Source organism: Streptomyces similanensis (genome assembly GCF_039543625.1).
GTDB lineage: Bacteria > Actinomycetota > Actinomycetes > Streptomycetales > Streptomycetaceae > Streptomyces > Streptomyces similanensis.
On the sequence record NZ_BAABKC010000111.1, the window covers coordinates 63,304 to 75,968 of the forward strand.

Annotated in this window: 5 protein-coding genes and 3 pseudogenes; 6 read left to right on the plus strand and 2 right to left on the minus strand. The window is 70.4% G+C overall.

From position 1 onward, the window contains the following. Window positions 1–51 precede the first annotated feature (51 nt). Together ABEB07_RS31310 and ABEB07_RS31315 are read right to left on the minus strand one after the other, a co-directional pair. Window positions 52–3,259, minus strand: a pseudogene (locus ABEB07_RS31310) (M28 family peptidase). Between the two features lie 237 nt (window positions 3,260–3,496). Further along, a complete protein-coding gene (locus tag ABEB07_RS31315) occupies window positions 3,497–4,903 on the minus strand; it encodes a helix-turn-helix domain-containing protein (RefSeq protein WP_345671415.1) in 1,407 nt (468 codons plus the stop codon). 844 nt (window positions 4,904–5,747) lie between these two features. On the opposite strand from ABEB07_RS31315, the gene ABEB07_RS31320 reads away from it, so the two are divergent. From ABEB07_RS31320 to ABEB07_RS31345, 6 genes and pseudogenes are all read left to right on the plus strand, one after another. Beyond that, window positions 5,748–6,845: a serine hydrolase domain-containing protein gene (locus ABEB07_RS31320; protein ID WP_345671416.1), complete on the plus strand. Its 1,098-nt coding sequence runs from the start codon at window positions 5,748–5,750 to the stop codon at window positions 6,843–6,845. Continuing rightward, entirely contained in the window at window positions 6,842–7,621 is a 780-nt protein-coding gene (locus ABEB07_RS31325) for a MerR family transcriptional regulator (protein WP_345671417.1), read from the plus strand. The genes ABEB07_RS31320 and ABEB07_RS31325 overlap by 4 nt, the downstream gene beginning before the upstream one ends. A gap of 251 nt (window positions 7,622–7,872) precedes the next feature. Further along, a complete protein-coding gene (locus ABEB07_RS31330; RefSeq protein WP_425589112.1) occupies window positions 7,873–9,000 on the plus strand; it encodes a hypothetical protein in 1,128 nt (375 codons plus the stop codon). Between the two features lie 353 nt (window positions 9,001–9,353). Continuing rightward, on the plus strand, window positions 9,354–10,469 hold the full coding sequence (locus tag ABEB07_RS31335; protein WP_345671419.1) for a glutathione-independent formaldehyde dehydrogenase: 1,116 nt from the start codon (window positions 9,354–9,356) through the stop codon (window positions 10,467–10,469). Window positions 10,470–10,655: 186 nt separating this feature from the next. After that, window positions 10,656–11,229, plus strand: a pseudogene (locus ABEB07_RS31340) (type 1 glutamine amidotransferase domain-containing protein). Window positions 11,230–11,382: 153 nt separating this feature from the next. Then, a pseudogene (locus ABEB07_RS31345) lies at window positions 11,383–12,422 on the plus strand (IS701 family transposase). The last annotated feature ends 243 nt before the right edge of the window (window positions 12,423–12,665 follow it).

The following is a 12,665-nucleotide window of genomic DNA, read 5'->3' on the forward strand; positions in this document are numbered from 1 at the left end:
GCACCCGAGCTCCCGGGCGCGCATCGGCGTGTCGCTGCCGTGCGACGACCGTCAGACGCGCTGCCACAGGGCGGGGACGTTCGGCGGTTCCCAGCCCGGGTAGGCGGTGTGTCCCTGGATGCACCGGTAGCTGAGGCCGTCGTAGGTCACGACGTCACCTGCCGCGTAGGTGGCGCCCACCTGCCAGGTGGTGTCGCCGCCGCCACCGCCGGGCACGGTGAGGGTGTAGGTGGTGGTGTGCGTGGCCTCGCCCGTTCCCGTGATGGTGAGGGTGTACGTGCCGCTGGCGGTGCCCGCGTCGACTCGCACGGTGGCGGTCGAGGACTGGCCGGAGGTCACCGAGGACGGGGCGAAGGACACGCTGACACCCGCCGGAGCGCCGGATGCCGACAAACTGACGCTCTGGGCGTTGCCGCCGGTGGTTGCGGTGGACACGGTCACCGTGGCGGACGAGCCCGGAGAGACCGTACCGGTGGCGGGATTGGCTGAGATCGAGAAGTCGTCGGCCGGTGCGGGCGCGTCACCGACGGCGGTCTTCCAGATCGTGTACGCGACACCGTCCGCGCTGCGGTTCAGCGCGGTGGCGTTGACGTTGCCGCTGGTGTCGCAGGCGGAGTGATAGCACGAGTCGTAGGCGCGGCCCGCGGTGCCGCCCCACTTGGCGGCCTCGGCGGCGGACTTCGCGTCCGAGGCGCCGGTGGCGTAGCCGGAGGTGGGGATGCCGACCTGCTGGAAGGAGTAGTCGTCGGAGCGGCCCCGGCCCTCGACGTTCTCCTGCGGGGCCAGGCCCAGGGAGCTCCAGTAGGCCTTCAGCGGCACCGCGGCGGCCGAGTCCAGGTTGTTGACGAAATAGCCCGCGTTGGTCGAGCCGACCATGTCGAAGTTGTAGTACGCCTTGATCCGGGCGAGTTCGGTCGTGGAGAGCGAACGGGCGTAGAAGCCGGAGCCCTTCATGCCCTGCTCTTCGTCGGTCCACCAGGCGAAGCGGATCCGGTTCTTCATGGCGGGGTCGGACTGCGCCAGGGTCAGCGCGGTCTCCAGGAGCACGGCGGAGCCGGAGCCGTTGTCGTTGATGCCGGGCCCGGCCGACACGCTGTCGAGGTGTGCGCCGAACATGTAGACGCTGTTCGCGTCGCCCTTGGGCCACTCGGCGATCAGGTTGTTGCCCGCTCCCGCGGTGCAGCCGGAGGTGCAGCTCTGCTCGGTGACCGTGTAGCCCGCCGCCTGGAGCCGGTCCTTGACATAGGCGAGCGAGGCGCGGTAACCGGCCGTGGTGGAGCGGCGGTTGTTGCCGTTCTGCGAGGCGATGGTGTTCAACTGGACCAGGTGTGCCTGCACCTTGGCCACGTCGACGTCCGGCGGGGTGGACGGGTTTCCGCCGCCCCCGCCGCCCACAGGCAGTGTGTACTGGGCGGTATGGGTTCTGGCGCCGGCGGTGCCGGTGACGGTGATCTGGTAGGTGCCGGCAGCCGTGGCCGACGAGGTGGAGACCGTCATCGCGGAGCTGCTGCCGGAGGTGACGGTCGCGGGGCTGAAGGACACGTTCACCCCGGCCGGCGCGCCGGAGGCGGTCAGCGAGACCTGCTGGGCGGTACCGGAGACGGTGCTGGTGCCGACGGTGGCGTGTGCCGAGGAGCCCGCGTCGATGTCGCCCGAGGTGGGGCCGAGTGACAGCGAGAAGTCGGTCTGCTCACCGGTGCAGGTCGGGTCGCCGCCCTGGGCGGTCACGCCGATCGCGTTCCAGGCGGCCTTGGTGGAGTCGAACAGGGAGCAACCGGCGTCGAGGTTCTTCGCCGCGGTGAGGGTGGCGGTGCGGTACCGCTTGTACGTCATGCCGCTGGTCTTGAGCAGCATGGCGCCGTAGAAGACCTTGCCCGCGTTCTGGATGCCGACGCCGGTGACGGTGGAGTTGTCGCAGGTGGGGCTGGAGGGCTTGCCGCCGCCGGGACGGGAGCCCTCAGCCAGCAGGTAGAACCAGTGGTTGAGCGGGCCGGCCGCCGCGTGCTCCTCGGTCTGCGGAATCGACGCGGAGTAGCAGTTGGGGTTGTTGCCGACCAGGCTGGGGTTGTACATGTTGCGGATCGGGCCGCGGCCCTGAAGGTTGATCATCTCGCCGACGGTGTAGTCAGGAGTGTCGTAGGGCGTCGGCTCGTTGGCGTATGCCTCGGTCAGGGCGCCCATGATGTCGCCGGTCGCCTCGCCGAGTCCGCTCTCGTGATTGGCGCCGCCGGGGGTGAAGGAGTCCAGGCCGTGGCCGAACTCGTGGCCCACCACGTCGATTCCGGCGATCCACTCGTTCGCGCTGTTGTGGCCAATGGTGATGGTGGAGCCGTCCCAGTACGCGTCCAGCTCGTTCAGGCCGACGCGGACCGGCCAGCTTCCGCCGTTGCCGTCGTGCCCGTTGCGGCCGAGCCAGTTCTTGAGCATGTCCGACTCCTTCTGCGCGGCGAACATCGCGTCCACGCAGCCGGTCTCCTTGCTCGCGGGGCTGCCGGTGCCCCAGTTGTCGGTCGCCTTGGTGAACAGGCCGCCGCTGTAGTCCGAACACTGCAACCCGGGCCGGGACGTGTCGCGCAGCACGTAGGAGGAGCCCGACCGGGAGGTGTCGATGGTCAGCGGGTTCGGGCCGTTCCACTTGCTGGTGCCGCTGCCCGCCCGCACGTCGTCGTAGGAGTCCACGACCGCTCCGGTGCGCGCGTCGACGAAGACGTGCAGTCGGCTGGGCGCGTTCACCTTGGTGCGTCCGGTCAGGACCGTCTCCCAGGCGAGGACGGCGCGGTCGCCCCGAGCCCGCACCACCAGTCGCCGCGAGTCGACCTTCTCGGTCCTCGCGAGCCTGGCGCGGCTGGTGCGGACCGCTTGCGCGGCGGTGACCCGGGCCTTGGTGGAGAGCGCGATCCTTGACTTGGCGGCGGACTGGACCGAGCGGACCTTGCCGTCGCCGTCGGCGAGGACGACCACGTCGCCGCCCACCACGGGCAGCCCCCGGTAGGTGCGTTCGTAGGCGACGGAGTACAGGCCCTTGACCCCCCTTGACCCAGGGGGTGACCCGCCGTCGGTCGTACTGCTCCTCGGGACCCTTGGCCAGTGCGTCGAGGCCGCTGCGCGCCGCCTGGTCGGCGGCTGCGACGGCTTGGGCGACGGGGGCTGGTCCCGGCTTGCTCGCCGGAGGCGCGGCCGAGGCGAAGGCGGCCGGCATCACCACCCCTCCCAGCGTCAGGGCCAGGGATGTCCCGGCCACCACCAGCTTTCTCAACATCGTTGCTCCTTGTGAGAGGTCGGCAGGCTCATCCGGACTCCAGTGCTGATGTGCTCATGTCAAGTCAGTCGCCGGTGCCCGCGATACGTCGTCTCTCCGCCCGTCCCGTGCCGGCGTGGCACGCCACGGCGGGCGGACTGGCCGAACCCTGACACCGCCCGGTGTCCGGGTCAACGGACCGCGGGCCTCCGTCCGGTCCTGTCAAAAACCGGCAAACCCCGCAACGGCCGGTTGCACTCAGATCCCCGCGGCCGGCAGCCGCTCCCGGTACTCCCTGACCTCCGGCACGTCGCTCCACCGGGCGAGCAGCCTGGCGTGCAGCCCGCGCAGCTCGGTGGTGATCGTCAGATCGCGCGAGGACAGCGCCCCGTCGAGCACCGGGGCCGCCAGGGCGACCGCCGCGCCCGGGTCGCCCGCGCACGCCCAGCTGTCGGCCAGGCGCAGGGTCAGCAACAGCCGGGTCTCCCGCATCAGCGGCGGAAGCCGCGCACACGACCGCGCGGTGGCGTCGGCGGCACGCCGCGCCGTCACCCGGTCACCGGTCGCGGCGGCGAGGTCACGCAGCGCCCCGCCGATCGCCGACTCCATCCTCATCTCGCCCTCGGCGCCGGACAGCCAGGGCGCCTCCAGGCGGTCCCGGTGGCCGAGGCGGGCGAAGCCGCGCCGCGCCAGGGAGATGTGCCGCCGGCACTCGGTGACGTCGTGGCCGAGCGCGTGCCCGCGTGCCCGGTACAGGTGCGAGACGGTGGCCACCCACCGCCGCCCGGGATCCACCGCGCCGATGGCCTCGGCGTACGCGAGGGCCGACCCGGGGTCCCGGTCGAGCCGGACAAGGGTGCACATGTCACTGAGCAGGGTCGCCCGCGCCGAGACGTCGTCGACCGCGTCCGCCCAGCCCAGGCCGTGGCCGAACCAGGCCATCCCGATGCTGCTCTGCCCGCACTGCATCCGCAGCCGCCCGGCGACCTGGGCGTACTGGGCGGCCAGCCGGAGCTGACCGTACGGCAGGCGGCCGGTGGAGTTGACCGCCCCGGCCCATCGCACCAGGTTCCGTAACAGCCCTTCCACCACGGGTACACCGTCGGCGGCGCCCCGGCGCAGCGCACCGCGGATCAGGCAGGCCAGGGCTGCGGTGAGCACGTGCAGCATCTCGGGCTCGCTGCCCGCGAGGCAGTCGAACCCGCTCCGCGGCGAGGCAGGCCAGCCCAGCGGGTCCGGCGCCTCCGCCCGGGCGGGCACCGCACAGCCCACCGTGCCGTGCAGCGGGCAGGCCAGCCCCTCGGCGGGCAGCTCCGACGGCCACAGCGCGGAGTCCAGCACATCGCGGCCGACAGGGACTTCCCCGCCGCCCGGCACCGGGGCGAACAGCCGGGGGTCCGCCGGTTGGCGGTCGGGGCGGTACGCCGTCCCGCACGGCGCGGCGACGAGCGCGGCGAGCTCCCCGCCGGTGGCCAGGACCGAGTCCAGCCGGCCCGCGAGCCCGGCGGGCGGTTCGCGCAACCCCGTTTCGAGTCTGCTGATGAGACTGTGGTGGTATCCCACTTTCAGCCCGAGCTGCGACTGGGTCATCCCGGCATGTCGGCGCCGCGCCCGCAGCCGCCGTCCGAACTCCGCCCAGGACTCCACCGGCTGATGCGTCTCCACAGACCCGCCCCTCCTGCCGAATGCACCGCCGCCGGCGACGTGACGCCGGCTGTTCCGTTCCTGCTCGCAAGCAGGCCCGGTCCGAGTCGTGCGCCGCAAACCCGAGCTGCGGCAGGCGCCGGATGCCGATCCGGCCGGGAGCAGGCCGGACGGGCCCCAGGACCGCCCGGACCGCCCACGGCCCGGTGGTCCCGGGCTTGTCGGCGAGGTGTCCGGGCCGTGAGCGCCGGCCGAGCTCGCCGGAAGGCCGACGGCACACGGGACGCACTCGGTGCGCCGACGGCGACGACCGGTCGCCTTCGCCTGCTCATGCCATGTCGCTACCTCCGGTGCTCACCGGAGACCGCCGCCGCGATCAGGGACGCGGGAGCCGGTCCGGACCTGATTCTTTAGGTCTAGACCATAGCGGTGAACCATACCCGGTCAAGAGCCCGACGAGGCGAACCCGTCTTCCGTGCGAGCCTCCTGGGAGTCCGCTTCCCGTCGACGTCCTGAGCGGGCGGGGGAGTCGAGCCGCCTCCAGGGCGGGCCGTCGTGGACGGAGGCGGAACCGCCGACGGCGCTGGGCTCGTCGTCCTCGGGCACGAGGTCCACCGTACGCACGGCGACGCCGTACGCCGCTGCCGCCGAGACCGGGGTGAGGCTCGCCGACCCCCGGGTCGGGCACTTCTGCGGCTCTTGACGATCTCTGACCCCAAGGAACGGGCGCGGTCGCGCGGCGCGACGGCCTTCGTCAGTCAAGTGGCGTGACGCACCTCACGGTTGAGGTTGACCTCGGGGCAGGGTGCAGGCTCTGTGCAACGGCCCGGCACCGAGCGGGGCACATACGACGCGGAGGCGCACCATGCCCAGCAATCCCACCCTCCGGGGCCAGGACCGGCCGGAACTGCAGCAGGCGATCGAGGAGATCGCGGCGTCCGGGATCCTCGGGGTGCAACTGCGGGTCGACGACGAGCACGGCACATGGGCAGGCAGCGCCGGACACCGCGAACTGGGAAGCACACAGCGCCCGTTGACGGACGCGCACTTCCGGATCGGCAGCACCACCAAGAACTTCGTCGCGACGACAGTGCTGATGCTGGTGGCCGAAGGCCGGACCGGCCTGGACACCCCGGTCGCCGACCAACTGCCGCAGCTCGGCCTCGACCGCCGGATCACCGTGCGGATGCTGCTCCAGCACACCAGCGGCATCTTCAACCACACCGGGGAGTACTACGCGGACGGGACGGTCGCCGCCGGCATCCCCTGGCAGGGCAAGGAGTGGGTGGACCTGCGCTTCCACACCTACGAACCCGCCGAACTGGTCCGGTTCTCGCTCGCCAGACCCGCCCGTTTCGAGCCAGGGGCAGGCTGGAGCTACGCCAACACCAACTACGTGATCGCCCGACTGCTGGTCGAGGAGCTCACCGGCCGTCCGTTCGCCGAGGAACTGCGGCAACGGATCTGCGAACCGCTGCACCTGACCGGCACGCTGGCGCCGAGCGCGTCCCCCGAACTCCCGGCCCCCCACAATCACAGCTACTACCGCTACGACGACGCCGGGTCGGAGCGCACGATCGACATCACCCGCCAGAACCCGACCTGGGTCGGTGCCGGAGGAGACATGATCTCCACCACCGCGGACCTGCACACCTACTTCCGCGCACTCGTGGGCGGCCGGCTGCTGCCGGAGGAACTGCTGGCCGAGATGCGCACCCCGGAGCAGACCGTTGGCTACGGCCTGGGGATCTTCGCTCAAGACCTGGGAGAGGGCCGCACGGTCTACCACCACAACGGCGGCCAGGGCGGCTCAGCGGCCCTGATGTACGCCTCGGCCGACGGCGCCACGACACTGACCGCCGGGCTCAACTACGTCGACGACCCCGGCCTGTCGCTCGCTGCGCCCTTCCAAAAGGCCCAACAACGACTCGTAGACGAGGTGTTCGGCACACTGGGCTCATGAGCAACGGAGTCACCATCGGGCAGGCCGCGGCCTTCGTCGGCATCACCGTGAAGACGGTGCGGCACTACCACAAGCTGGGGCTCGTCGCAGAGCCGGAGCGCGACAGCTCCGGCTACCGGCGCTACGGCTCAGCCGACCTGCTGCGCCTGGTGCAGGTGCGCACCCTCGCCACCGCCGGAGTGCCACTCGCCGACACCGCGCCCCTGCTGGCCGCGGACGGCGCGCAGTTCACCGCCGCGCTCGCCGACGTGGAGCGCCAACTCGGCAATCGCATAGCAGAGCTGAACGCCCGGCGCGAAACGCTGCGCCGGCTCGCCGACGGCGACCGGGCCCTACTGCCCGACCGGGCCTGCGCTCTCCTGGACCGCATGCGCGCCCTCGGCTTCGCCGCCGAGTACATCGCCACGCAGCGTGAGGCGCTGGTCCTCGCCAGGGTGTTGATCCCGGCCGGCTTCGACGGATTCCTGACGGTCCAGGAGAGCCGCCTGGCCGACCCCGCCTACGTCGAGCTGACCCAGCGCGGCTGGGAGGCCGAGAGCTGGGACCCCGATGACCCGCGCATCGGGGAACTCGCGGCAGCCCTGGCCGACCACTACCTCGCTCATCCCGAACTCCTCAAGGCCAGCGGCCCCATGCAGGCCTGGGCCACCGCCGCCGCGCGCTACGGGCTGATCAACAACCACGGCGAGGAACTGGCCCCCGTCTCGGCCCGTCTGACCGCACTGACCGAACAGAGACTCCGCGCGGCAGGCTTCCGCGTGCCCCGGGTACCGTGACCCGTCAGCGCGTTCACCCCGCGGCTCTGCCGGTCGGCGCGAGCGGCCGGTGAGGCGCGAAAACCGGGCACCGGGCCGACGACCGCGTCCCGCGTGTACAAAACCTCCTGGTGGAGACCCAGTATCTCAAGCCTGCGCGATCACGCACGGGGCGGGACACAGACCTCCGATGCCGAATGAGCGGCGGCATTTTTCCGGGGGCGTTCTGGGCACTGGTGAGCGCCGGGGCAGTCGACGAGGAGGGTCCGGTCATGCGGAAGTCGTCGCAGGACGTCACGGTCGTGGCTCTCCTGGCAGATCCGGACGCGCCGACGGAGATCGCGCAGCGCATGGCCCGGGTGCTTCCCGCTCGGCTTGCCGAGAAGTCGGGCCGGGATCGACGGTTCGACGTGGAGGTGGTCAGTGAGCCCTTCACCGCGGGGACCGAGGATCTGCCGACGTTGGCGCGCCGGATCGTGGACCGCAGGCGAGCGGGGCATTGGGCCATCGTCGTGGCCCTCACCGACCTTCCGCTGCACGCGCACGGGCACAAGCTGGTAGTGGAGCTGAGTCATGAACACGGCTGGGCGCTGCTGTCCCTTCCGTCGCTGGGAGGTCTGCGGTTTCGCCGGAGGGCCTTGCGGGCGGTGGAGGAGACCGTGCTCAGCTTGGCGAGTCAGCGAGCCGCTGGGGTGGGGAAGGATCAGCGTCACCGGCCTCTGGGACGTTTCGTCAGTCGTCTGGCGCCGATTCACCAGGGCCCGGTCGGTGAGGAGGAGATGGCTGATCTGCGGTACGTCGTCAGCGGGCCGGGTGGTTACCTGAGGGTGCTCGGCGGTATGGTCCGCGCCAACCAGCCGTGGCGGCTGCTGCCGGGTCTGTCGAAAGCGCTGGCGGCAGCGCTCGCCTCGGGAGCCATCGCCACCGTGAACTCCACCCTCTGGAGCCTGTCCGAGGCCCTGAGTACGCCACGCCTGGTGATCGCGATGGCCGGGTCCGTCGTGCTCATGATCGGCTGGCTGATCGTGGACGCGCACCTGTGGCATCGATCGACGGACCCCTCTCCGGAGGAGAGGAAGAGGACGAGCCTCTACAACGCGTCCACGATCGTGACCGTGGGAATCGGGGTGCTCGTCTGCTACGCGGGCTTGTTGGTCATCAACCTGGTGTGGGCGTTGTTCATCCTCAACGACCGTGTCTTCGCCTCCACCACACGGACCCCGCTGCACGCCGGGGACTACTGGACGCTGTCCTGGTTCGTCGCTTCGATCGCCACGGTGGGCGGTGCGCTGGGGTCGGGCTTCGAAAGTGAGAAGGCGATCAGGGCGGCCGCGTATTCCCGGCGTGAACAGGAGCGTCGCCGGATGCTCGACGGCGACGGCGACGGTGATTACCGGTGACCTGAGGTGATTCCTTGGCCAGTGGCCGTTCCGGCGGAGGAACGGGCCGATCGATCGGTGCGTGGCTGTTTCGCGTGGGCGGCCGATGGGGACTCGCACCGCAGGCCGCCGGAGGGCCCGGGCTCCATGTGGTGGGCCGACGGCCCAAGCAGCCGTTCCACCTGGTCCGGGTGGGCGGCCCGCAGAGGCGTGCCGAAGCCACGGACTCCGTCGTGCGCTTGCGTGAGCCGGCTTTCGCGCCGTTTCGTCATCGCCGTGCCGCGGTCCTCATCGTGGCACCGAGAGAAGTCATCATGAAAGCAGCGGTATAAGAAGGACCCCGGACGGTCGCGGTGAAGGACGTGCCGGACGCGATGATCGAACATCCCTGCGACATCATCGTCAAGATCACCACAACCAACATCTGCGGTTCGGACCTGCACATGTACGAGGGCCGCACCTCGTTCGAATCCGGCCGCACCCTGGGCCACGAGAATCTGGGCCAGGTCGTGGAGGTCGGCCCGGCCGTCCGCAAGGTACAGGTCGGCGAGTACGTGGTCCTGCCCTTCAACATCGCCTGCGGGTTCTGCAAGCAGTGCGAGCGAGGCCTGACCAACTACTGCCTGACCATGCAGCCGCAGCCCGATCTCGCGGGAGCCGCCTACGGATTCGCCGACATGGGCCCCTACCAGGGCGGCCAGGCGGAGCTGCTGCGCGTGCCCTACGGCGACTTCAACGCGCTGCGTCTGGGCGAGGACGCCGCCGAGCGGCAGACGGACTACGTGATGCTCGCCGACATCTTCCCCACCGGCTATCACGCCACCGAGATGGCCCATGTCAAACCGGGCGACCAGACGATCGTCTTCGGGGCCGGTCCCGTCGGGCTGATGGCGACCTACTCCGCCCTCCTCAAGGGTGCAGGCCGTGTGTGGACGGCCGATCATCAGCCCGACCGGCTGCGCAAGGCGGAGGAGATCGGTGCCATCCCGATCAACACCGCCGAGCAGGATCCGGCGGAGGTCGTCAAGGAGGCGACCTTGGGTCTGGGCGCCGACAACGGCTGTGAGTGTGTCGGCTACCAGGCCCATGATCCGCAGGGGCACGAGGACGCCAGCCTCACGCTGAACGGACTGATCGACTCGGTCAGGTTCACCGGCGACATCGGTGTGGTGGGTGTGTTCCTGCCCCAGGACCCCGGCGGCACGGAGGCCCAGGGTGAGCTGGAGGCCCAGGGCAAGGTTGCGATCGACTTCGGGATGATGTGGTTCAAGGGGCAGCGAATGGGGACCGGTCAGGCTCCGGTGAAGAAGTACAACCGGGCGCTGCGGGACCTGATCGCCGGCGGGAAGGCGAAGCCGAGCTTCGTGGTCTCCCACGAGCTCGGCCTGGACGAGGCCCCGACCGCCTACGAGCACTTCGACGCCCGTGACGAGGGCTGGACCAAGGTGGTCCTGCACCCCGACGGACACGGCAACGGCCACAAACGGTAAAGGGGTTGCCCTCCGCCGTCCGCCTGTCTCCCCGGACCGGTCCGGGGAGACAGGGAGACGGGGAGACAGGCGGACGGCTCCGGCCAGGGCGGACGAGTTCTGTCCGGTCGAGCCCACGGCGTGTGCGCGGCGCCGCGACACCGGACAGCACCTCTCACCGGCCCATCACCCAAGGAATGAGTACCGATGGCACACCAACTCCGCGGTCGGAAGGTCGCGATCCTGGCAGCCGAAGGCGTCGAGCGCGTCGAGCTCGAACAGCCGCGCGGCGCCCTGCACGGCGCCGGGGCGCGGACAGACGTCCTCTCCATCCGTCCGGGCGAGATCCAGGCGCGCCAGGGGGACCTGGATTCCGCGGGGACCTTCCCCGTCGACCGGCTCGTCTCGGACGCCTCCACCGACGACTACGACGCCCTGCTGCTGCCCGGCGGCACCATGAACCCCGACCAGCTCCGTGTCAACGAGGACGCCGTCGGCTTCGTCAAGGCCTTCGTCGACACCGGGAAGCCCGTCGCCACGATCTGCCACGGCCCCTGGACCCTGGACCCTGGCGGAGGTCGACGTCGTACGCGGACGCCGACTCACCTCGTGGCCGAGCATCCGCACGGATCTGCGTAACGCAGGAGCCGACGTCGTCGACGAGGAGGTCGTCATCGACGGCCAGTTCACCTCGAGCCGGTCGCCCGCGGACCTGCCGGCCTTCTGCGCCGCCATCGTCGAGCAGTTCGCCCAAGCCGGCCGCCCGGTCTCCGGCACCTAGTACTCCAGCAGGATTTCGCGGCTTGACCTGGGGAAACGTCGAGCGGTGGGAGTGTAGCGGGCGGGAAGTCGTCACGGACGGCTTCTGGCCGCACGCCCCTCGAAGGAGTGCCCCTGACGGCAAGGTCGCCCCGGGCCTGGGAAGCCTCAGGTCGTGAGCACCGAACAGGCAGCCGAGACCTGGGACCGCGACCTGGACCACCTCTTCACCACCATCGGGCACCGGTTCGGCCGTGTCGAACCATGCCGCCACGTGCGAGACCACGTGCGCGCACTGCTCGTCCCGGTGGCCCGAAAAAACAGCTGGCAACTTGCCGAACCTGCCGGCCACGCCACCCCAGACGGGCTGCAGCACCTGCTCTCCCGAGCCCGCAGGAACCCCGACGGCATCCGCGACGACTTGCAGACCTACGTCGCCGAACACCTCGGCGGCCCCGATGCTGTACTGATCATCGACGACGCCGGGTTCCTGAAGAAGGGCACTACATCGCCCCTCGCGGCGACGATCGTCCGCAGGGCGCTGGCCTCGCCGCTGCCGGTCGCATGGGTCACGGCGGACGCCGCCTACGGACAGGACAACCGCTTCCGCCGGATGCTGGAAAATTCCGGCGTCGGCTACGTCCTCGCCGTCCCCAAGTCCCGGTTCTCCCTCGTCGGCCCGCGCATCGACAGGGCCTTCGAGCAGGCCCCCGACCAGGCACGGGACGCCGTTCCTGCGGCGCGGGCGCGAAGGGACAGCGCGAATACGACTGGTCAGCCGTCCAGTTGCGCCCAGTGTCCGAGTACGACCACCAGGACGGCGTGTTGATTCGTCGACGATGGGCGCTGGCACGGCGCAGCTTGAGTCGGCCGGACGAGATCGCCTACTACCTTGGCCACGCACCTCTGGACGTCGGCGTGGACGAACTGGTGCGCGTCGCCGGCGCCCGGTGGGCGATCGAGGAGTGTTTCCAGGCGGCGAAGAACGAGTGCGGCCTGGACGAGTACGAAGACCGCCGCTACGTCGGCTGGTACCGGCACATCACCCTGGCCATGCTCGCCCACACCTTCCTCGTTGCGATGAGCGCGCGAGCGGCCGAAAAGGGGGATCCGCCGGTGAGGGTGCCGTGGTCATCGAGCTCACCGTGGCAGAAGTGCGGCGACTCCTGGCAGCTCACACACCCCGAGACCTTCACACCCTCACTCACATGTTGAGCTGGTCGCACTGGCGCCGATGACGCCAAGCGGTGGCCCGCCGCTGCCACTACCGACGTCGGGGGCACTCCTTCGAGGGGCGTGCGGCCAGAAGCGATCCGTGACGACTTCCCGCCCGCCACACTCCCACCGCTCGACGTTTCTCCAGGTCAAGCCACGAAATACTGCTGGAGTACTAGGGACTGTTCGGGGTTCGGATCTTGTCGAGGCTCCATGGCGGGCCGGTCCGGGCTGGTAGAACTC